This is a genomic window from Romboutsia sp. 1001285H_161024_C4 (assembly GCF_015550185.1).
Classification (GTDB): Bacteria; Bacillota; Clostridia; order Peptostreptococcales; family Peptostreptococcaceae; genus Romboutsia_C; species Romboutsia_C hominis.
The window spans coordinates 499,508-523,384 of record NZ_JADNAJ010000001.1 but is presented as its reverse complement, the minus strand read 5'-3'; the positions used below and the strand labels follow the sequence as shown (position 1 = coordinate 523,384).

Here is a 23,877-nt window from a genome sequence, read left to right as displayed (position 1 = left end):
CGTTTACTTCTCTTTTATATTAATTATTGATTTTCCAAACTCTACTTCTTCATCTATGTATAATGCACATTCTTCATAAGTATCACTATTAGTTATTACTACTGGTGTAACTAATGAATATCCTGCTTTTTCTATTTCCTTTATATCAAATTCTAAAAGTAAATCTCCTTCTTTTACTGTCGAGTTAGCTTCTATTTTAAGATTGAATCCTACTCCATTCATTTTTACAGTATCCATACCTACATGAATTAATAATTCTACACCTTCTTCAGAGCGTAAACCTATTGCATGTTTAGTATCAGCTACAAATTCTACACTTCCATTAAATGGAGCGTATACTTTATTGTCCTTTGGCTCTATAGCTATACCTTTACCCATAGCTCCTGATGAAAATACTGGATCTTTTATATTTTCAAGGGCTATTACTTTACCTGTAATAGGATTTTTTATTTGTATCTCTTTTTTTAATTCTATTACTTCTTCTTTTTCTACTTCTTTTACTTCTTTAATTTTATCTTCTTTGCTTTTTTCTTCTTTTTCACCGATACCTATTATTTGGACAATTATTATTGCTCCGAAAAATGCTATAGCTGATCCTAATAACATACCCATTATTGAACTTGGATTATCAGCACTAATAGCATTAACTATTGTTAACATTCCTGGAAGTCCAGCATATACATAGTACGCAGTGTTAAATAAAGCTGCGACTACTGCACCTACTGCCCCTGCTATGCATCCAGCTATAAATGGTTTCTTAAACTTTAAGTTTACCCCATATATTGCTGGCTCTGTAATACCGAATATACCTGTTATACCTGCCGATAATGATATGTTCTTTGTTGCCATACTTCTAGATTTTATACATACTCCTACAACAGCTCCTACCTGTGCTATAACTGCCATTGTTTGGAATGCTTGGAATGTATCCATCCCATTCATCTCGAAGTTTGCTATATTCATTGGTGTAACTCCCCAATGAACTCCAAATATTACTACGATTTGCCATAACCCACCTATAACTGCAGCTGCAACTGTTGGTGCTATATTATATAAATAGTTGTATCCATTTGCTATAGCTGTAGCTACTCCATCTGATAAAGGTCCTATTACGATTATAGTAAGAGGAACCATAATTAGCATACATAAAAATGGTGTAAATAATGGCTTAACAGCATCCGGTAATTTCTTCTCTATAAATTTTTCTACATAAGACAATAACCATACTAAAAATAATGGAGGCAAAACTGATGAAGTATATGTTGTTTCAGCTAAACCAATTCCTAAAAATGTTACTGTTTCTCCACTAGCTATCCTTGATGCTATCTCTGCCCAACTCGGACTTACAAGTGCCGCACAACATGCTACTGCGATATATGGATTACACTTAAAATGCTTTGATGCTGTAATAGCTATGAATATTGGTAAAAATGTAAATGGTGTCCAAGACATAAAGCTTAATACTTCATATGTTCCTGTACTTGCAAAAGATGGGTTTACCATATTTATTAATATTAAACAACCTTGTAAAATACCTGCTGCAGCTAATATATATATAAATGGTGCAAATACAGCAGACATAGTTGCAATTACTCTATTTAATATACTTGTTTTTGGCTCCTCTTCATCATTTGAAGTATCTAAATTAGTTAAACTTGATAATTTATCAAATACTTTTCCTACATGCATTCCTATAACAACTTGGAACTGACCTCCAGTTTCTACTACTGTTATAACACCAGTAAGCTCTGAAACTTTTTTATCTGCATTTTTAGGAGTTTCTTTTAAAACTAGTCTAAGTCTAGTTGCGCATCTTGATGCTTTAATAACGTTTTCTTTTCCTCCAACGGCTTCTAATATATCTACCGCTAACTTTTCATAGTCACGAATACTATTTGACATAATATTTCCCCCTAAATTATTCTTTTCATCAAACACCATATGTACAATTATATTATATATTCATATTATAATTATACCGGTACAATTTTGTCAATATTTTTTTGAAAACATTTTCTCACATTCCCATTACCTTGGTTTTATTTATCATTTATGCTATACTTAGTAATAAAATAATTTGACTAGTAAAGGGTGTAAAAATGCTGAAATATCAACAAATAGCTAATAATATAGAAAAATATATTTACGATAATGATTTTTCTCAAGGGACAAAGCTACCTACCGTAGAAACTCTTGCTTCAGACTATCATGTAAGTAAAAGTACTATAGTTAAGGCTTTAGAATCCTTAGTTCTTAAAGGAATAGTTTATCAAGTTCAAGGTAGTGGAATATTTGTAAGAAGAAGAAACCGTACCGGTTATATAGACTTAAATGTAACTGCTGGATTCACTACTACTCTAAAAGATTTTAAAGTTACTTCAAAAGTATTAAACTTTGAAGTAATAAATCCAAGTGAAGAAATAGCCCAGTCGCTTGAATGTTCTACGGAAGATGAAGTTTATTCTATTAAAAGAATAAGATATATTGATAGTGAGATTATGTGCTATGAAGAGTCTTACTATAAGAAGAGCGTTGTACCATATTTAACTAAAGAAATTGCTGAAAAGTCTATATTTGAATATTTAGAGGCTGCTTTAGGATTGAATATAGGTTTTTCTGATAGATATGTTCATATAGATAAGTTAAGTGATGATGTAGCTAGTATACTTGAATTAAATTCTGGTGATCCTGCTATGACTGTTCTTGAACAGATATATTTATCATCTGGATTGACGTTTAACTTTACAAAATTGACTTATCATTACAAGCATACACAATTTTTCCTTCAATCTTCGCCAATAAAATAAAGAGTATTGAAAGTAAAATTTCAATACTCTTTATTTTATTCCATTAAATTTTTTCCATTTATATATTAATGTTATTTTTATTAACTTATTTCTAATGTATCTTCTGTTTAGTCAATACTATTGGTAGTCCAAAAAATAATTAAAAATATTTATTCATCTCAACAATCCTACTACCAATAGTCTCATCAATATTAATAAACTCATCAAAGCTATATATATTTTTTTACAATACCATGCTAGATTTACTCATACAAATACCTCCATTAATAGAAAGTCTTTATTAGTAGCTTATTCTTATTGATATAAATATGTAAGTTGTCTTTTGCCTTTTTATCCTGTATTTTAATTTTCAAATATCGTAAGTTAAAATACTAAATGATTTTAATCATACTAATAATTTATTTTTAAAGAACTATCATAATTTAGGGTATAATATATATATCATTAATAGTGATATTCACATGTCAAGAGGTAAAATTATATGAAAAATAATAAAATAAAACAGAAAGTCCCTCCTTGGGAAAAGCCTATATTTATAATGATAGTAACCATTGTTGGAGGGTATATGAATGGATATACCTACATTACAAGGCATCATATATTAGCTAATATGCACACTGCTAATATGTCTAAATTAGGAATTAACATAGCACTTGGTCAGTGGCAAGGTGCACTAAGCTACTTTATTCCAATTGTTGCTTGTATATTAGGTGCTGCATTTAGTGAACTAGTTAAAGCTCTACTTGTAATACATAAATTTAAAGGAGATTGGAGAAAACTAGCCCTAATCTTAGAAGCAATTGCACTATTCTTTATAGGACTTATACCTACTTCTTTCCCGGATATTATTGTTACTAATCTAGTTTCTTTTTTTATGGGATATCAGCTGTGTTTATTTAGAGAATGCCTTGGTATTGCATTTAACACAACTATATGTACAGGAAATATTAGAAATGTTGGTCAATTATTATATAGTGCATTAGACGAAAAAAGTAAAGATTCTATAAGAAAGTTAATTATTTTTACATGTCTTACTTTCTCTTTTGCATTAGGAGCTATTCCAGGTACTTTAATATCTATTGCTATAAGTACTAAGGCTGTATGGGTTTGTAGTTTTATATTATTAACACAAGCAGTTTGGATAAATATCTATGAATGTAGCGTTGTTTAATTTTATAAGAAACTCCCATACCCAAGAAATTCATCTTAGGCATGGGAGTAAAATTTACTTTTATTTAGTCATATAATCATTCTTCCATTGTCATCATACCATATATACAATAGTTATTTTTCAACTTTACTTTGCTATACAATAATACCCACGATTCTCTATATAAAAATATAGATTATCTAGCTATTTTTCCAGCTCCATATTGCATTAAGTTTTCTACATCATCTACATTAACTAAGTTTGCATCTCCATATATACTATGCTTTAAAACTGATGATGCGGTTGCAAATTCTACCAGGTACTCAGCTTCTTTATTATTTAATATAGAATATAGTATTCCAGCAGTTAAGGCATCCCCTCCACCTACTCTATCCACTATATCATCTATAATATATTCTTTAGATGTATAAAACTTTCCTTCAGTATAATAATTACACTGTAAAGTATTTACTGATACTGATTGTATAGTTCTTATGGATGAAAACATATGATTTATATTTGGATAAATCTTATTTATTTCATTATAATAATGACTTAACTTTTCATACTTATCTTCATATTCACAATTCATCTTTAATATATTTTCAGCATCTAATATCCCTGCTGATAGTATATTTACGAAAGGCAATATCTCTAATGTAGCTTGTCTTGCTTCTTCTATAGTCCAAAGCTTTGCTCTATAATTTGAGTCATAACTTACTAATATATTGTTCTTTTTACAATGCTTTAGTATATTCATAGTTAATTCTCTTAGTTCTTTAGATAAAGCTAAAGTTATTCCTGAAAAATGAAATAAATCTACATCTTCTAAAGCTTTTTCTATATCTAAATCAGTAACTTTCATATTACTAAATGCTGAGTTTGCTCTATCATAAATTACTTTTGATGCTCTATTTCCACTTCCTACTTCTAAAAAGTATATTCCCGTTCTTTCTTCACCTTTTTGAACTTGGCTAGTATTTACTCTATGGCTATTTAAATAATTTATGATTCCTTCTCCAATGTCATTATTAGAAACTTTTGTTATCATTTTTGTATCTATTCCAAACTTTGATAAAGATATTAAAACATTTGCTTCTCCTCCACCATAATTTGCATTATAGTTGTTTGTATTAGATATCATAAAACCTTTATTAGTTGCTAGTCTAAGCATTATTTCCCCAAATCCAGCTACTCTCATTTTATTATCCTCTTGCTTTGTTTAATTTTTCTATATATTTTTTGCATATTGATGTTATTTCATCAAATTTCCCTTCTTCTCCGATAGTATTTAACTCTCCACCTATTCCTACTAAATCAGCTCCAGCATTTATCCATACATCTAAGTTATCTATGTTAACGCCTCCAGTTACCATTACATTTGCATATGGAAGTGGTCCTTTTATAGCTTTTATATAGCTTGGTCCAAATGCACTTCCTGGGAATAATTTTATAACATCGACTCCACTTTCATGTGCTAAAACTATTTCATTTATAGTCATAACTCCTGGTATGTAAGCTACTTTATATCTATTACATAAAGTAGCAGTTTCTAAATTAAATGATGGTGATACTATATATTCAGCTCCTTGTAATATAGCAAGTCTCGCAGTTTCAGGATCTAGTACTGTTCCTGCTCCTATTACTACATCGTCTTGAGTTTTAAATTCTTCACTTAATTCACGTATTATTTCATTTGCAAATTTATTAGTATACGTTACTTCTATTGCTTTTACATTTCCTTTTATACAAGCTTTTGCAATGTTTATTCCTGTTTCTTTTGTATTTCCACGAACAACAGCAACTACGCCACACTCTTGTAGTGCTTTTAAAACTTTCATCTTTTTCATAATAAATTCCTCCGATTAAATTTATATATTTAAAAAGAGAATCTCAAATAATTATATATTAATTTTGAGATTCCCATTTATTTAAAAACTAATTACAAAAGACCTGGTAAAACGTTTTGGAATAAAGATAGTATAGATATAAATGCAAGTGCTGATAAACCTGCTATAAATCCACCTACTGTCCAACCTCTTATAGTGTCTTGAACTGATATTTTAAAGAATCTACTTATAGCCCAGAATCCTGAATCATTTGGAAGTGATAAACCTATTCCACCTGCACATATTGCTATTGCACATAATATAGGAGATACAGAACTTGCTGCTATTGTTCCACTTAATATAGATGCTGTTGTCATAAGCGCAACTGTTGTTGAACCTTGTGCACAACGTATAATTTGAGATATTAAGAAACAAAGTAGTAATATTGGTATACTAAATTGTGATAATGAACCAGCTATATAATCTGCTATTCCTGTTGCTTGTAAAACTTTTCCGAAAGCTCCACCTGCTCCAGTTATTAGTAATATAAGACCAATTTGGTCAGCTGCGTCATTCATAATATCAGATATACTTCTAGTTATATATGGTTTTGATATAAGCGCTGCATATATAACACCTATCAACATTGCAACATTTTTATCTCCTAAGAACTTAAATAAAGGTACTACCGAATTGTTCTCTCCTAATGCTAAAGGTACAAAACTACCTAAAAGTATAAGTATTATTGGAACTAATAATATTGATAAAGACTTCATAAAAGATGGCATAGGTCTAGTTTCTTTAGTTGCTTCTAATTCATCTTCTATCTCTTCTATATCTTCAAAAGTATAGAAATGTCCATTTTTCTTATCTTGCTTATCTAAAAACTTACCATATAATATACCACCTGTAATTGTTGCTACAAAAGCTGTTAAAATTGCATATACAAAGAATATTCCTACATCAATTCCTAAACTTTCTGAAACAACAAGTGGTGCTGGTGTAGGTATTACTAATGAATATGTACAAGTTGTTGCTACTGATATTGCACATGCAAATGTTACCATTGATATATTAGTTTTTTTAGATAAAACTCTTAACATAGGTGCAAACATTATATACACTACATCCCCAAATACTGGTATACCAGTTAAAAATCCTGATATAGCTATTGCTGCTGGACTATTTTTCTCACCAAACTTATTAAGTATTGCATTAGATATAGTTTCTATTGCTCCACATTCAAACATAAACTTTCCTAACATTACACCTAATCCAGTTACTATCCCAATTCCACTTAATGTAGATCCAAATCCACCTGAGATAGTAGAGGCTATATCTCCTATTGGCATTCCAACTAAAATAGATGTTACTAATGATGTTATTAATAATGCTATAAATGCATTAAGTCTAAACTTTATTATTGAAACTAGTAATATAGCGATTGCTAATAAAAATACACCTATTAATAATGGTCCAGTTAACATATTTTTCCCCCATTTTATAATTAATTTTTAATTATTTCATATATCCACCTAACATTGGATCAACTGCATTTTTAGAATATATGCTTAGTATTCCTGATTTGTATTTTTCCTCTTTAGGAACCCAATTTTTTCTACGTTCTTCAAATACTTTTTCAACTTCTTCTAAGCTACATTCCTTGCCATTAATTCCTATAACTTGTAACGTTCTACTTTGTATATCAATTTCTATTAAATCATTTTCACAAACTAAAGCTATTGGTCCCCCTACTGCAGCTTCTGGTGATATATGCCCTATTGCAGGACCTTTAGATGCTCCAGAAAATCTTCCATCTGTTAATAATGCTATACTCGCTGATAATTCTTCATCTGATGATATAGCTTCTGTTGTATAAAACATTTCAGGCATTCCACTTCCTTTTGGACCTTCATATCTTATGATAACTGCATCACCTGGCTTTATAGCTTTTGTTAATATTGCATTTATAGCTTCTTCTTCACTATCAAATGGTCTAGCTTTTAATATAGCTTTGTGCATTTCTTTTGGAACTGCAGAGTGCTTAACAACGGCTCCTTTTGGTGCTAGATTACCTCCAAGTATAGCTATTGCACCATTGTCACCTATTGGATTTGTATTTTTACGTATTACGTCTTCTCTTTTTAATCCAACTTTACTTAAATACTCATCACACTTTTCATAATACCCATTTGTTTTTAAATCTTCTAAGTTTTCACCTAATGTTTTTCCTGTAACTGTCATAACATCTAAATGTAAATAATCTTTTATTTCTTCCATTATTGCAGGAACTCCGCCAGCATAGTAGAAGTACTCTGCTGGCCATTTTCCAGCAGGTCTGATGTCTAGTAAGTACGGTATATTTCTATGTATTTTATCAAATTCATTTGCATCAAGGTCTATTCCAAATTCACGTGCAATTGCTGGTATGTGTAATAATGAATTAGTTGAACCTGAGATTGCTGCATGAATCATAATAGCGTTTTCAAAAGATTTATAAGTTACTATATCTCTTGGCTTTAAATTTAACTTAGCTAACTTAACAGCATAACGTCCTGCTTCTTTAGCTACATCTTCTAAATCTTTGCATGTTGCTGGCATTAAAGAACTTCCTGGTAACATTAATCCTAATGCTTCTGCCATAACTTGCATTGTTGAGGCTGTTCCCATAAATGAGCATGCACCACATGAAGGACATGCATTATGCTTGTAATATGTTAACTCTTCTTCTGTTATTTCTCCCCTTTGATACATAGCACTATACATTCCTATTTGCTCTAATGTAAGTAAATTAGGCCCAGCTTCCATAACACCACCAGTAACAACTATTGATGGGATATTTACTCTACCTATTGCCATTAAATGAGATGGAACACCCTTATCACAACTTGAGATAAATACTCCACCATCAAAAGGTGTTGCATTTGCATGTATTTCTATTAACGCTGCTAGTGTATCCCTTGATGCTAAAGAATAATTTATTCCATCATGGCCTTGTGCTTGACCATCACATATATCAGTTGCATAAAATCGAGAACCTTTTCCTCCAAGTTCATTAACACCTTTAATAGCTTGATTTACAAATATATCAAGATGTGCACTTCCTGGATGACTATCTCCAAAAGTACTTTCAATTATTATTTGTGGCTTAGATAAATCATCTACACTCCATCCCATACCTCTCCTTAAAGGATCCATTTCAGGAGCTATTTTTCTAACTTCTTGACTAATCATATCCTACTCTCCTTATTGGTTTTTATAATACGTCTGACGTCTTTCTTTACTTAATATTAACACGTCTGACGTATTTTTACAATATTTTATCTATTTTTTTCGTAAAAACTTTTTCCTAAGGTATTTAAGTAGTTTTAATCAGCATATAATTAAATATAAAAACAAAAATACATCCGATTAATCAGACGTATTTTTGTTTTATTTATTTAATTTTTTTCAGCTACTATCCTATTTATATTTCTACGGTTGTATGCTAAGTGAAGTAACATAGCATCATGTGCTTCATTTGCATTCTTATTTTTTATTGCATTTAAAATCTCTTTATGAGTTTCTATTGTTTCATTTTTTAATTGTGTATTTGTAACGTCTATAAATACTGCTATAGATTTATTTATTATTGGAACTAAACTTGTTGTTACTAAGTTTTTACTGCTTCTAGCTATTGCTGTATGAAATTCTATATCTTTTTCCATATGTGGTATTCCATTTAATATAAGTTCTTCAACTTCATCACATAATTTTGATAGCTCTTCTATATCTTCTTTAGTTGCATTTATAGCTGCTAAACTTGCTATTTTAGGCTCTATCATAAATCTTATTTCTAATAAGTCAACTGCTAGTTTTAGTTTGTCTTTTACAAACATTAATCCTAATGGATCATCTGCTACCCCACATTTTATAAATGTTCCTGAACCTCTTTTTATTTCTAGTATATTTCTTGATACTAATGCTTTTATCGCTTCTCTTATTGTACTTCTACCTACACCTAATTTATCTGCTAGTTCATATTCATTTGGTAATTTGTCTCCTATTTTTAGGTTTTCATCTACTATTAACTTTATTATTTTTTCTGAAGTTGTTTCTCCTAATGGTTTTGTTATTTCTTCCTTCATATTTTACTCCTCTTGTTTTTTGATATGTTTTTTGTAGAGTCTTTACGCTTAATTATGTAATTGCTTATTCTAAGTTTTTATGTCTCCTTATAAAATAAAAAACCACTTATCTATTAACCGTAGAAAAAGTGGTTTAAAGTTTTACTTTAAATTAAATAAAAATAATTTATACTAGAAATCACTACTCTACATGACTAGATTGTGATTTCTTTTTATTTTTCTTACAACTATATTATACTATATTAACTTTAAAAATAAATAGCAAATTTATTCATTCTATAAATTCTTTTTTAGTATAATTCACTACTATACAATTCATTTAATAATTTACTTTTAAAGTAGCTATTAGGATTTAGGCTATAATATATATGTCATTAATAGTGATATTCAATTAGCATAAGCAGTTTGGATAAATATCTATAAATTTAATGTGGTTTAATTTCATGAGAAACTCCCATACCTAAGAAATTCATCTTAGGCATGGGAGTTAAGTTCAATATAGATTAATTTTTAGTTATCTAACTCTGTCCATTTATTTAAAATTTTATTTTCAATTAATATATCTATAAGTAATATATGTCCATTAATTACACTTTCAATAATATGTTTTTCAAGTACATCATCTTCTATATAATCTAATATAGTTGTTACAAAGTATAGCTCATTATAGACTTCAATTTGTATTATTTATAATAACTAAAATAAAAAACGCATTGACAATTAAGTCAATACGTTTTTCGTGTATTTCAATGGTAAAGACGATCCTCATAAATCATATCTACTATTTTCTTAACTATTATTTATTTCTTGTATATGATCTTACATTCATTATTTATATGATTTATTAGCTTTTCATTTATTATTGAATGTTATCGCTTTTCAATTCATTTATAAAAGAATCTAAATCTTCCTCACCTCCTTCTATATTAATATCCTTTTCTACCTGATTATCTTCACTATTTGTCTCATACATTTTTAAGTTATCTAGCTTATATATAATATAACCTATCCCCCAAATAGCTATAGTATAAAATACATATGGCATAGATGCATTTATATAATAAGATACAACACTCATTAACTGTTCACTTATAACTAAACCATTGTTGTTTACAAGTCCCGAAATGTATATATATGAATTATATATACTAAATAATGTATATATAGCTGTAATTGAAGATATAACATATAATACTACAACTATAAAATTCTTATTTTGTTTACTATATTTTCTCATAATTAATCTTCCTTTTTATAAATTTAAATTTCTACTAAATCTCTATTTTTTAATCTTAATATCACATCAGCCTCTTTAGCCATGTCTTTGCTATGAGTTACAACAATTACACACTTTCCATGTTCATGTGCACTTGATTTTAATATTTCTACAATCTCACTTGCCGTATCACTATCTAGATTTCCAGTTGGCTCATCTGCTAATATTATAGGTGAATTAGCAACTAGTGCCCTTGCTATTGCAACACGTTGTTGTTGCCCTCCTGATAATTGTAAAACATTTCTATTTATCTCTTCTTCTTTTAGTCCAAGTACCTCTAAATCCATTTCGGTAGCTTTAGGGTTTACTATTTTTATATTTTCTAATGGTGTTAAATAATCTATTAAATTATAATTTTGAAAAACTAAAGATACATTATTTTTTCTATGGTATTCATATCCTTTTTCTTTTATATCTGTATTTTTGAATAAAATTTGACCTTTTTTAGGTTCATCTAATCCTGCTAATAAGGATAATAATGTACTTTTCCCAGCTCCTGATGTACCTAAAATTGTATAGAACTTACCTTGTTCAAACTCCATATTTATATTTTTTAATACATTTTTTCCATTTTTATATGAATAATCAATTTGATTTAATTTTAAAATAGACATATCCTTCACTCCTAACTCATTTTAGATAATATTTCTTTTGGTTTTAAACGTATTATAGATAATGATGATATAGCTACTGATGCAGTTATAACTGCTGATCCTACAGCCCATACATATACCATTTCTTTAGGAGTTATTTTAACTTCTATATCTTTTGATGTGTAAGTAAGCATCTTAGTGTCAGGGTCATTTCCTAAAGCAAATCCAGCTTCTTGTTTTATACTTTGTACAGTTTCATTTGCTGCCTTTTGCATTAATGAATCCCCAACATTTTGAGCTATTAATTGTCCTGAGAAATATGATAAACTAAATGCTAATACACTAATTATCAATAATTCGCTTATATATTGTGCTATTATCTTAAACTTTGAAACTCCAATAGATAATAATATTCCTGTTTCATGAATTCTTCCTTGAATCCAGAATGTTAATATTAGTGATAATATAACTACACCAATTACTGCACTTCCGATTAACATCATATTTACTATTTTATCCATTGTCTCAAATGACTTAGATAATGCAAGGAATATATCTCCGCTCTTGTCGATTCTTGCACCATTTAAGTTTATAGGTAATTGTTTTACCTTAGATATAACAGAATCTATATTAGTATTCTTATCTGCATAGAAACTTGTTGTATAAAATACATCATCATTATCTGTATATCCATAAAACTCTTGTATAGAATTATTATCAGTTAATAAATAATTTTCTATTAAATCTAAATAAGTACCTTCTCTTTCTGCTTCTTCTATTACATTATCAAATATACCAACAATTTCAAGTGTCATTTGATCTTGACCTTTTCCTGGAACTGCATGACTATCTCTTCCATGCATTTTATTTATAGTTAATTTATCGCCTATCTTTAAATTATTAAGTTTAGCTAAACTCTTATGTACTAGCACTTTGCCTTTATCTCCAGGCTTTATGTGCCTTCCTTCAACTAATTTAATACTCTTATTAACAAACTTAAGATCTGATTCTGTATTATCATTTCCAGTTGCTATAAAAGTTTTTTCTAATCCTTCATAGTCATATGGTGCTTCTTTAGTTGGCTTTACTTTTTTAAGCCCATCAATATTTCCTCCACCATCTATTGATGCATTATAGTTTTTAATGTCCTTAATTTTTAATATCTCTTCTATAGTTTTTCTTGAAATTCTTTGCGAATTTATACTAAAGAAGTTGCTTAACCCTGAGGTAGCATTCTCTTTTGCTATATTTGTAGCTTTTTTTACTGCTATACCACTTAATATAGCTGTAGCTATTGCAAATAATATAAATAGCATTATTAAACTTTTCTTCTTCTTTCTAGTTATATATAACCAAGCTCTCTTTAGTACGTCCATTATTTCTCCTCCTTAAATAATATTTCTTTTGTTTATAGCTAAATAATATAATTCCAATGTGAAACAAATATAAAATTAAATAACTAATCATGTGTATTTTATATATTTCTTCTTCTATTTATAAAAAAAGAACACTGCTAAGTGTTCTTTAATAGTTTCTATACGATTATATTATTTAAAAGTCATAGTAAATTTCATACCTGTTTCAGTAGCATCAAATGAATATGGTATATCTAATGTATTTAATATCTGTTTAACAATATATAGACCTAATCCATTTCCTCCAGTATTTTTATTTCTATCAAATTCCGCTCTATAAAAAGCTTCAAATATTCGCTCTAAATGTTCTTTTGAAATTGGATCACATTCATTTTCTATAATCAATGAATTGTTGTTAAAGTATATATTTATATTTTTTCCTGAATCTGTATAGTTTACTGCATTAGAAATAATATTTGATAAAGCTTTCTTTAATAAACTTTCATCTGTATTTATATTTAATGAATTAGAATAATCAACGCTCATGTTAATATTCTTATATTTTGCTGTGATTTTATATGGCTCTATAGTTTTCTCTAATACATTTTTTATGTTTATAATTTTATATTCACTATGCTCACTTAAAGTATTTAGCCTTGATGTATCTAGTATATCTTGAACCATGTTACTTAAATCAACCACTGCATCCTTACATTTAGGTAAATAAACCTCATGATTTTTATATTTCCCAATATTAAGCATCATATTTTCTAACATTATATGAATACTCATAAGAGGTGTCTTAAGTTCATGAGAAGCACTTCTTAAAAAATCTACTTTACTTTGCTCAGATTTACTTACATTTTCAATTTCTTGTTTTAAAGAATGTATAGTATTCCAAAGGGTTTTATATAAACTATTTATATTGGTTGCTAATAATTCTATTTCATCACCTGTATTTATATTACAATAAACATCTTTATTTAAGTCCTTCATTTCTTTTGTTATTTCACATATTTCTTTTATTGGATCAGTTATTATTTTTACATAAACATATGATGCAAATAGTGAAATAACTAAACTTATCCCTATAGAATATGGTAATATCATAAATACAACACTTCTAGCTTCTTTAAAAGACTGTAAATCCATTACAATTTTTACGGATCCATTTATATTATCTGATGTATTAAACTTTTTATTAGTAATTATTGAGTTGCCTTTTGCCTTTAAGTAATTAGCATTTTGTTTTATTTCATTAGGTAAATTATTTAGTCCTTCTGAGTTTATATCTTTTTCTACTTCAGGAATTATTAAAGATTTTTCATTAATTAATTCAGGCTCTATATACACATCAGCTTGCTTAATACCTTCAAATACGGAGGTTTCATCTTTTATAGTTAATGAAATATTAACATTATATCTATTAGCAAAATCTTTTGCTATACTCTTACTAGCATTTTCATCACTGTCTTTTAACTTTTCTATCAATTGCCTACTAATATTCTCTAAGTCTTGTTGCTTTTTATTAATATAAAATGTAGGTAATAGCATATATAGTAAAGTATGAGAGATAATAATTATTATCCCCATTAATATCATTGTAAATAAATAAGTTTTTTGAAATAGCTTTAATTTTTTCATATCTGCTCCTCAAACTTATATCCAATTCCTTTAACTGTTACAATACAGTCTATCAACAACTTCTTACGAAGGTTTTTAATATACACATCTATTACACGATCAGTTGGAGCTTCATCAATATCCCATAAATTATCTAATATTTGACCCCTAGTTAATACTTGATTTTTATATTTTAATAATAGCTCCAATAATTTAATTTCCTTTGGCTTTAAATCTACTGATTCTCCTTGCTTTTTTGCTGAAAAACCTAAGAAATCTACCTCTATATCTTTATACACCCATTTGTTTGTATTTTCTACATCTTGACTACGTCTTAATAGTGCCTCTATTCTTTTATGAAGTATTATTACAGAGAAAGGCTTAGTTATATAATCATCCGCCTTTTCATTAAAGCTCATAATTTGAGTATAATCATCGCTCATAGCAGTTAACATCATTACTGGCACATTACTTATTTCCCTAATTTGATTTAAAACACCAAATCCATTTAATTTTGGTAGCATTATATCTAATACTACTAAGTCAAATTTACTTCCCTTAAATAAATCAATTCCTTCTTGTCCATCTTCGGCTACCATAACTTCATATCCAACCTCAGATAAATATTCACTTATTCCTTCCCTTATATCTCTTTCATCTTCTACAATTAATATCTTTGCATTCACTTTTAATAACCTCATTATTATTTTAATTAATATAGACAAAACATAATCTAATATATTATACTTTCCATTAGCAAATTTTAAATATTTAACTTCTCATTTAAACCTTTAGATTTAGAAAAAGTAGTTGTTATTGCATTTTTAGGACATACGTCTATACACTTTCCACATCTTATACATTCTACACTATTTGGTGTCTCATGCACAATTACATTCATATCACATTTTTTATGGCATAAATTACATTTTGTGCATTTATTGTAGTCTATTTCATATCTATAAATAGAATATTTATTAAATAAACCATATATAGCTCCTAAAGGACATATATATTTACAAAATGGTCTGTATATCTTAATCGATAAAACAATAATACTTATTAAAATTAGCATTTTCCAAGCAAATAGAGGTCCTATTATACGTCTAAGTGAACTATTCATTGATATAAGTGGTATACCTGCAAGCAGTGTCCCAGAAGGACAAATTAATTTGCAAAACCATGGTTTACCATCACCTGAATAGTTAGATATGGATAATGGTAATATAATTACAAATACTACTAATATAATATATTTTAAAATCCTTAGATACTTATCATTAGGTACCTTTTTTATTTTCTTAATTCCGGGAATCTTATATAATAAATCCTGGACTAATCCAAATGGACATAGCCAACCGCATACAAATCTTCCGATAAATGCACCTATAATCATTAAAAATCCAATTATATAAAATGAAATTTTAAAATCTCTACTTCCAAGTACTGCTTGAAGAGATCCAATTGGACAAGATGCTATTGCACCTGGACATGAATAACAATTTAGCCCAGGTACACATAGTTTTTTACTATCCCCTTTATATATCTTACCATTCATATATCCTAGTAAGTAACCGTTAGTTAAAGCTGTAAATACAATTTGAAAAATTAGTCTAAAATTAGATTTTATTTTGATTATTAAATTCATAGCTATCCCCTACCCAATTCCTATGCATTCAAGACATATAATATTAGATTTTTTGGCTACAGTTAAGTGCTCACCTCTATGAATGCCAAGAAATAATGATAACATGCCTAAAGTTATTAAAGCTAAGCCAATTTTATTTTTTTTTATAAATTTACTCATTTACATCAACCTTTTTTAATACATCTTCTATTCTAGATTTCCATCCTTCATAATCATTAGAACCATCTATTTGATCTACAATATTGCCATCCTTGTCTATAAAAAATGTCGTAGGAAATGCATCTATATTTTTAAAAATATCATTTTCTAACATATTCTTTGACATAGTAATTTGTTGATAACTTGATTTAGATTTACTTAATATTTCCTCTACTACTGATTTTTCTTGTTCAGTTAATCCTACTCCTGACTCTAACAATAATCCTTTTATTGAAACACCTTTTTTCTCATACTCTTTATTTAATTTATCTAATATTGGAATTTCATCTATACAAGGGGTACACCCTGTATTCCATACATTAACTAATGTAAGTTTCTTTTCTGAGAAAATAGAACTATCTACTGTATTCCCATTAATATCTTTAGTCTTCATTTCTTTAAAAATATTACTAGATGAAATATTTTGATTACTATTTTCTGAATTTGTACATCCCACTATTAAAAATATAGTTATAGCTGATAATAATAGTGTAACTCCCTTTTTTAATTTACTTTTATTCATATATTCCCCTCCTAATATTTGTCTTTATAAATATTATAATGTTTTAATGTAAAACCAATATGAAATTAAATGCTTATCTTTATAAAATATAAATTTTTCCTTGTAAAATATTTTTCTATTTTCTATTACTAAATATATATATAATTACGCTAATATTATTAAAATAAAAAAAGATATTAGCAAATTACTAATAACTTTTTTTATTTCATACCCACGATTAAGTTTTTCTAAGTACAATTATTAAAATATTCATTTTATCACTGTTTAATATCTTAATAATGGCTGTGTACTACATCTAAATGATCCTCCTAAACTTCTTGAAATTTCAAAATCAATATATTCAACAGTTATCCCCTTACTAATTAGTTGTTTTCCTATATATTCAAACTCCGGATCTAAAATATATACTGAATCATTAACTGGCAATCCATTTACAGCTAATCTTGATACATCACTATAAGGCACTGATATCTTATCCCAATTTTTTAACTCCTCTGGAATACCATTTATTAAAGCTTCCTCACATACAATCATTAGTCCATCTTTTACCAAACTTAATGCGCAATCTAAATGTAGCACATTATTTTTTAATGGAACTTGAACTACATTATAACCAAAATGTCCTAAAAATGTTTTTAACCATCTATATCCATTGTCATTTGATGCTTGTCCTGAATTTCCTACAAAAACTGTTTTGTAAAGAACTAAAACATCTCCACCTTCTAAAAATGGTCCTAATTCTGAATTTAAACCTTCTGAAGTATCTACCATAGGTAATGATACATACATGGCATTACTAGAAAATGCAATAGTTTCTAAAATACTACGTATAGGTAAAATTTCTTTCCTTCTATGATATTATTTCCTATTGTAAAATAACTATCCATAATAACCTCCTTTTATAGTCTTTATATTTTTACATTATAAGCTATATATATTTTTCTAAGTTATTAGATTTGTAATGATTCTTAAATAAACTTTCATCATTATGTTATTATCTATACTATGAACATATAAATTTACCGCATAAACAAAGAGGAACGAATCGTTCCTCCTATCCATATATACTATAAATTATTTTGTAGTTTTATATTATTAGCACAAGCAGTTTTGATAAATATCTATGAATTTAATGTGGTTTAATTTTATAATTTTTCTATTAACCGATGATATATATCCATAGTCTCATTTTTAGTTTTTTCGTTATATATAAAATAGTTATTTTTCAATTTTACAATGATATATGGTTTACTATTATTGTAAATATATACTCTACACTTTCCATATTCTCTAGATTTAAAATTGCCTCTACAATATTCATCAGTGCCTATACCATTAGTTCTCAGTTTAAAACTAACTTCATCTACTAATTTAATATCTTCTATATCATTAACACTAAATTCATAATCATAATAAGGGTAATCAATACTTATACTTTCATTTGATATATTAATCTTATGATCAGTAAGTTCCATACTTGATAAATTAAAAAATAATGGTATAAAAATCACTGCATATATTATAAATCCTGAATAATATGATATTTTACCTTTTTTAGTAGCTAAGTTGTAAGTATATGTATTAAATCCAAATCTAGGATTTACTTTTGAGTTATAATCATTTTCATTATAATATTTATATCCATCTATCCAATACTCATCATCATCTGTATAAATAACTTCCTTATCTATTTTAAGTAACTCTTCTTCTAAACTTTTTATTCTATTATTAGTATAAATATATACTACAAAAGTAACTATAGCCCCTAAAATAGCTATAATAGTTATAACGTAATAACTTACATTAATAACTTCATAAATTACTAAATATGTAAACAAGAAAACTATACTTGAAGTTAAAGATGTAATAAACCAAGCAATTGAATTTAAATATTTTTCTTCTTTATTCAAAATATAATTAATATCACTATTTTTGCTATACACTTTTAATCTAAGCTTATTACTACCTCTAAATCCTACAAAATATAATAACGCTAATACAGCCATTAATATAACTGCTATAAAAGTTGCATACTTTAAATCTTCATCATATTTAACTATAGATATAATAAGTGGAATCAAAGATATACCAAAAGGTATAAGAATATACTTATTAGGTATAGGCATCTTATCTTTTAACCTACTAATTTTAGTATCCATACTTACAACTCTTTTTTCCCCAATAAACCATTCATTATCTTTCTTCAACTTTTTAAGCTTTCTATTCATATGTATATAAGGTTGCCTAACTAACCATTCTGCCGTAACTAAACTCCAAGCAAGCAAATATAAAACTGATAAAAGTTCCTTATTTATAAAAGCTATTGGCAATCCAGTTAATATAATTACTAAAGTAAATATATTTATTATTCTCTTGTAATCATCAATCATCTTTAAAACAGCATCATCACTTAAAGCTTGCGTTGGAAGAGTAACTCCAAACAATATATTTCTTCTTGGTTTAGCTGCACTCTTCATTGTAAAATAAACCACAATTGTAATCATAATAAATGCAGGCATTAAGATAAAATTCTTCATATATTTTCTTTCCCCCTATTTGCTATCTAAAGACACACATTTCATCAGACTAAATATATTCTCACACATATCCATAAACTCTTCTTTTTTTACCCCTTTGATACTTGCTTCTGATATAACCAAATTCAAGTCTTCTTCTAACTTTTCCTTAAACTCCAACTTTCCACCAGAAAGTAAGTTAACCTTAGCCCCATGCCTTCTATCAATTGTGATAAAACCTTCTCTTTTTAAAAGTCCGTAAGCCTTATTGACTGTCATAGGATTAATCCCTAAATCCTCAGCCATTTGTCTAACAGTAGGAATACCTTCTCCCTGAATAAATTCCCCCTTACCAATTCCTATTACAATCTCATTTCTAAGTTGTAAATAAATAGGAACTTCACTTTCAAAATTTAAATTAATAATCATCAAAACACCTCGATTTTAAAATAATTTTAAACTAAAACAAAGTATTATTTGTATTATATATAGTAATACAAATAATACTTTATTTCAATATTTTTCAAAATTAAAAAAGATATTGACTAAATATGGTCAATACCTTTTTCGTGGATTTCAATGATTAAGACGATTCACAAGAATCATACCCACAATTACATATAAGACTAATATTATTTCTCAATACAATAATGATACTTCTTAAGATAATTAGGTTAACATATTCTCTATTTTATCTCTAGTTATTACCTCTATCATTTCAAAATCCATCTCTTTTAATCTATTTTTGGTTCTACGACTAATCTTATCATAAGTTATAACATACATACCAAAATTTTATTATACTTTAGCAGATTAATCGCAGTTTATTAGGAATAAGTAGACTTTATTGATTGATTACACAATTTTAACCATCCTTACTACCTTCTCCACATGACAATAGAAATTGAGTCGATATCACAACCTATTTTAAGTGCATAAACGCCTTGTTTTTTACAAATTTTTCAATTATCTATTCGTGAGAATAAGTCGATTATACTTTTTAACGTTCTTGCTTCTTTTGAATATATCAAAACCATTCACTACTTTTCTGCAAAAATCATCCTTCTTCATATGTGTATTAATTTTAAAAATATCTTTCTATCCTTTATTTTTTAAAATGTTTATCATTTCATCTTTATGTCTATTCGCCTTTTCTTCTGTCCACTTCCCATCACCAATCCTTGTCATTTTTTCCATTATTTTTAATTTAAGACTTTGATTGATGATACTTGGATATGAGTTTATTTTTCCAGTAGGTGGTAAGTTAGAAAACTTAGAATTTCCAGATACCGTTATTAATGCTAGATTACCGAATCCATTCAAGTCGTCTTGTTCCCAACATTCTCCTTCGACCGGATGTTGCGGTTGGAAATGCTCTATGGAACTTCTAAACAAGAATTGCCAGTCATCTTGAAATGGTGATATGATTTCTTTTCCTTCATATGAATAACCATCACGATAAATTAAATAATCAAGATAAGAAAATACAATTCGTTCAACTCCAAAACCATTCTTGTTTTGGTAATCGGAATCAGCAACCTTGTTCTTACAATAATTTTCTAACAATTGAATAACGTCAGTTTCCTCATTTTCTAACAACTTAGATAAAATCACCGAGATCCAATGCATATTTTTTGGTGATGTATAAGTAATACGCAAACAAGATTGAAGTGTTCTTAGCTTCTTATTATCATTACCTTCATCACCCAATGTACCAACGTATTTGGGTTTATCGTTATTTTTCTTTTTATCACGATATTTTTCTAAACGTTGTAACGACCATTTACCCGTTTCTTTGTAATCTCTAGCAAACTCACGCTTTAACACATACTTGTCAAATATCACTCGACACTTCAATAGATGGAACAAGAAATCTTTTGCATTTTCAGATGTTGACCATGCCCATGATAAATTATTAAGGAAGTATTTATCATCAAGACTTGCATCTTCTTCTCCAAGTTTTCTCATTACCACATTAACTTGCAGTAAGAAGTTTGGAAATGAAATAGGTGATTCAAAACGCTCATTCTCATCTTCAGATTGCACGTTTGACACATTAATCATTTTATTTTCTTTCAAAATATCAATTAAAAAACTTTTATCTATTGATTTATTTTCTGCAGAGATTTTACTTTTTATAGAATCAAAATTCTTAATTGATTGACTTAGACTACTCCAGTCCTCAGTAAAAATTCTTCTTCGCACATCCACATTGAAATTCATTTGAACATATGAATTCATATCAGAACATTTTTCCCAAATCAACGCTGCTACATCTTTGTCGTGATCGCTTTCAAGCACTTCTAACAATTTAGCTTTAGCGATTTCATGAAGTTCCAACTGTTCTCCACGGGTATTCATAATTTCAAAGTAATGGTTTAAATCAATATTCTGAGGGACTTGTACTCGAATAAGAAAAACCCGTTTCAATTTTTGAGTAAATCTGCCTTTGTCGATATTTTTATTCTTGAAGTAGTTATCCACGATTTGAAAACCCTTTAAAATTTCTGGTGATGATAATTCTTCAATTAGTTCTTGATTACTACTATCGCTGACATAAGAAAGGGTACGATTTGATTTTTCACGTGCCTCAAATCGCAACGCTTCTTTCGAAAATACAATTCCTAAATATTTTTCAAGAAGATATAAAGTTGTTAATCGCTGCTGCCCATCAATCACTTCATAAACATTGTTATCCATTTGATTAACAATCAAATTCCCTAAGAAATAGTTTTTATTAAAACCGTCAATAGAGCTTTCAATATCTTCAATCAATTGTTCTATTTGCGTTTCACTCCATGCATAATTACGTTGATAAATCGGCACTAGGTAATTGATGTTGGCAAAAACATCTGATACCGGTATTATTTTTAAATCTTCAGTCATCTTCTACCACCCATTCCATTCACAAAGCAATTTATATACTGCTTTATATTTTTCTTTATTGTTATCATCAATATCTGGCTTTGTAAGCACAAGTAACTTCAACTCTTCTGGGTCAGTCATTTCGCTGATTGCAGAAAACATATCCAGTCCATAGTTTATTCGCTCATGCTGACCTTTTGCATATTTATTGATGGTCTGCGGATACACCGCATTCATTGTCAATCGCAATGAATAACTCCATGAATAAAGTTGCTGCATCACAGATTTGGTTAAACTCTCAAGACCAAACCTATCGGCAAAGAATAATAACGAACATTCATACAGTTGCATAATATAAACATCACCAGAACGCTTTCTTGGAACTTGATCATGGTCATGAAAGCGGTTAATTTGTTTTTGTATCTTTTCTAATAGTTTTCCGTAATGAAGCGTGTAATTAAAGAATCGTTTCCCGGCTATTAAGGGTTGTGTCAATTGGAATTGATTCAAAAACCTTGATGCAAGCAATTCATTACTACCATTAGCATTGAACTGTTCTACATACAGATTACTAGCTTTATGGTAAATTGCATAATTATAGATATTTACTCCCTTAATTCCTTTAAAAGAATCAATTTTACTTGAAGAATAACCTAAACCTTCTTTTCCTTTATACCATTGAGTCAGTGGGTACAAATAATTTCTAAATAAATCGTCTAAATCGTCTTGGTTCATGTTTTCCCAGCTATTTATAATTTTAATTTTCTGGTTTTCATCTTCACTATTCATTTCTCGCAAATGGTATGATTTCAACAAATCATGTGGTGCTAACTCTTTTCCACGAGAATTTTGTGAATCGAAGAACTGAAATGCCTCTTGCTCACTGTCTGTGACAATTTGAACTATGGTGCATTGATTCAAAAGATAATCTTTATATTTTTTAAATTCCTCATCAATTAATTCGTTAGCTCTTTTAGAAAGAACGCCAAAATTTGTGACAATAGCATCATTCGATAATTTGCTATATTTTTCTTTCAACAGCCTTTGTTTATCATCACCTAAGCAATAAAGCAGAATTGATAATGTAGTAAGCCTTTGTTGCCCATCAACAATATTATATTTTCCAGAACGTTCTTTATGTAAGATTATCGATCCAAGGCGGTATTCGTTAATTCCATTCTTAAACGCCTCATATGTATCAATAAATAAGGTATTACTTGACTTCACACTCCAACTATATGGTCGTTGATATGATGGCAATGCTAAATTTATATTAAGCAAGTCTTTTAATTTAGTTATTTTTAATTCATTTTCAATTAGTGCCATTATACTTCTCCTCGTGTTTTATATTAATACCATATCATATA

At 28.3% G+C, this 23,877-nt stretch carries 21 protein-coding genes; 2 read left to right on the top strand and 19 right to left on the bottom strand.

Going from position 1 to position 23,877, the window contains the following annotated elements; genetic code table 11:
* Window positions 1–3 precede the first annotated feature (3 nt).
* Window positions 4–1,902 (bottom strand): beta-glucoside-specific PTS transporter subunit IIABC, encoded by a 1,899-nt coding sequence (locus I1959_RS02735; RefSeq protein ID WP_195237027.1) that lies wholly within the window; start codon window positions 1,900–1,902, stop codon window positions 4–6.
* A 197-nt stretch (window positions 1,903–2,099) separates the two neighbouring features.
* Here I1959_RS02735 and I1959_RS02730 point away from each other — a divergent pair, with 197 nt between their 5' ends.
* Together I1959_RS02730 and I1959_RS02725 are read left to right on the top strand one after the other, a co-directional pair.
* Window positions 2,100–2,807 (top strand): GntR family transcriptional regulator, encoded by a 708-nt coding sequence (locus tag I1959_RS02730; RefSeq protein ID WP_195237026.1) that lies wholly within the window; start codon window positions 2,100–2,102, stop codon window positions 2,805–2,807.
* A 481-nt stretch (window positions 2,808–3,288) separates the two neighbouring features.
* A complete protein-coding gene (locus I1959_RS02725; RefSeq protein ID WP_166505175.1) occupies window positions 3,289–3,978 on the top strand; it encodes a YoaK family protein in 690 nt (229 codons plus the stop codon).
* Window positions 3,979–4,153: 175 nt separating this feature from the next.
* Here I1959_RS02725 and I1959_RS02720 read toward each other — a convergent pair whose 3' ends face one another.
* The 18 genes from I1959_RS02720 to I1959_RS02640 form a co-directional block, all read right to left on the bottom strand.
* On the bottom strand, window positions 4,154–5,158 hold the full coding sequence (locus tag I1959_RS02720; RefSeq protein WP_092926424.1) for a sugar kinase: 1,005 nt from the start codon (window positions 5,156–5,158) through the stop codon (window positions 4,154–4,156).
* A gap of 4 nt (window positions 5,159–5,162) precedes the next feature.
* Window positions 5,163–5,807 carry a bifunctional 2-keto-4-hydroxyglutarate aldolase/2-keto-3-deoxy-6-phosphogluconate aldolase gene (locus tag I1959_RS02715; protein WP_195237025.1) on the bottom strand — a complete coding sequence of 215 codons (645 nt, stop codon included), beginning with the start codon at window positions 5,805–5,807 and terminating at the stop codon, window positions 5,163–5,165.
* Between the two features lie 92 nt (window positions 5,808–5,899).
* Complete coding sequence (locus tag I1959_RS02710; RefSeq protein ID WP_195237024.1) at window positions 5,900–7,273, bottom strand: GntP family permease; 1,374 nt, start codon at window positions 7,271–7,273, stop codon at window positions 5,900–5,902.
* A 31-nt stretch (window positions 7,274–7,304) separates the two neighbouring features.
* On the bottom strand, window positions 7,305–9,020 hold the full coding sequence (gene ilvD / locus I1959_RS02705) for a dihydroxy-acid dehydratase (protein ID WP_195237023.1): 1,716 nt from the start codon (window positions 9,018–9,020) through the stop codon (window positions 7,305–7,307).
* A 206-nt stretch (window positions 9,021–9,226) separates the two neighbouring features.
* Window positions 9,227–9,913 carry a FadR/GntR family transcriptional regulator gene (locus I1959_RS02700; RefSeq protein ID WP_166505173.1) on the bottom strand — a complete coding sequence of 229 codons (687 nt, stop codon included), beginning with the start codon at window positions 9,911–9,913 and terminating at the stop codon, window positions 9,227–9,229.
* An 859-nt stretch (window positions 9,914–10,772) separates the two neighbouring features.
* Window positions 10,773–11,150 carry a hypothetical protein gene (locus I1959_RS02695; protein ID WP_195237022.1) on the bottom strand — a complete coding sequence of 126 codons (378 nt, stop codon included), beginning with the start codon at window positions 11,148–11,150 and terminating at the stop codon, window positions 10,773–10,775.
* A gap of 23 nt (window positions 11,151–11,173) precedes the next feature.
* A complete protein-coding gene (locus I1959_RS02690) occupies window positions 11,174–11,803 on the bottom strand; it encodes an ABC transporter ATP-binding protein (RefSeq protein ID WP_195237021.1) in 630 nt (209 codons plus the stop codon).
* Between the two features lie 11 nt (window positions 11,804–11,814).
* Entirely contained in the window at window positions 11,815–13,158 is a 1,344-nt protein-coding gene (locus tag I1959_RS02685; protein ID WP_195237020.1) for an ABC transporter permease, read from the bottom strand.
* A 171-nt stretch (window positions 13,159–13,329) separates the two neighbouring features.
* Window positions 13,330–14,781, bottom strand: coding sequence for a sensor histidine kinase (locus I1959_RS02680; RefSeq protein ID WP_195237019.1), 1,452 nt, complete (start codon window positions 14,779–14,781; stop codon window positions 13,330–13,332).
* On the bottom strand, window positions 14,778–15,446 hold the full coding sequence (locus tag I1959_RS02675) for a response regulator transcription factor (RefSeq protein WP_330615153.1): 669 nt from the start codon (window positions 15,444–15,446) through the stop codon (window positions 14,778–14,780). The genes I1959_RS02680 and I1959_RS02675 overlap by 4 nt, the downstream gene beginning before the upstream one ends.
* A 77-nt stretch (window positions 15,447–15,523) precedes the next feature.
* Entirely contained in the window at window positions 15,524–16,408 is an 885-nt protein-coding gene (locus I1959_RS02670; RefSeq protein WP_195237017.1) for a 4Fe-4S binding protein, read from the bottom strand.
* Window positions 16,409–16,417: 9 nt separating this feature from the next.
* The gene (locus I1959_RS15830; protein ID WP_275890807.1) at window positions 16,418–16,567 is read right to left on the bottom strand and encodes a CD1871A family CXXC motif-containing protein; all 150 of its coding nucleotides are present in this window, start codon (window positions 16,565–16,567) and stop codon (window positions 16,418–16,420) included.
* Window positions 16,560–17,129 carry a TlpA family protein disulfide reductase gene (locus tag I1959_RS02665; protein WP_195237016.1) on the bottom strand — a complete coding sequence of 190 codons (570 nt, stop codon included), beginning with the start codon at window positions 17,127–17,129 and terminating at the stop codon, window positions 16,560–16,562. Before I1959_RS02665 ends, I1959_RS15830 begins: the two co-directional genes overlap by 8 nt.
* A gap of 264 nt (window positions 17,130–17,393) precedes the next feature.
* A complete protein-coding gene (locus I1959_RS02660; protein WP_195237015.1) occupies window positions 17,394–17,918 on the bottom strand; it encodes a dimethylarginine dimethylaminohydrolase family protein in 525 nt (174 codons plus the stop codon).
* 356 nt (window positions 17,919–18,274) lie between these two features.
* Window positions 18,275–19,666 carry a PH domain-containing protein gene (locus tag I1959_RS02655; protein ID WP_195237014.1) on the bottom strand — a complete coding sequence of 464 codons (1,392 nt, stop codon included), beginning with the start codon at window positions 19,664–19,666 and terminating at the stop codon, window positions 18,275–18,277.
* 15 nt (window positions 19,667–19,681) lie between these two features.
* Window positions 19,682–20,074, bottom strand: a complete 393-nt coding sequence (locus I1959_RS02650) for a GntR family transcriptional regulator (RefSeq protein ID WP_195237013.1) — start codon at window positions 20,072–20,074, stop codon at window positions 19,682–19,684.
* Window positions 20,075–20,743: 669 nt separating this feature from the next.
* Entirely contained in the window at window positions 20,744–22,531 is a 1,788-nt protein-coding gene (locus tag I1959_RS02645) for a DUF262 domain-containing protein (RefSeq protein ID WP_195237012.1), read from the bottom strand.
* Between the two features lie 3 nt (window positions 22,532–22,534).
* A complete protein-coding gene (locus I1959_RS02640; protein ID WP_195237011.1) occupies window positions 22,535–23,836 on the bottom strand; it encodes a DUF262 domain-containing protein in 1,302 nt (433 codons plus the stop codon).
* Window positions 23,837–23,877: the final 41 nt, after the last annotated feature.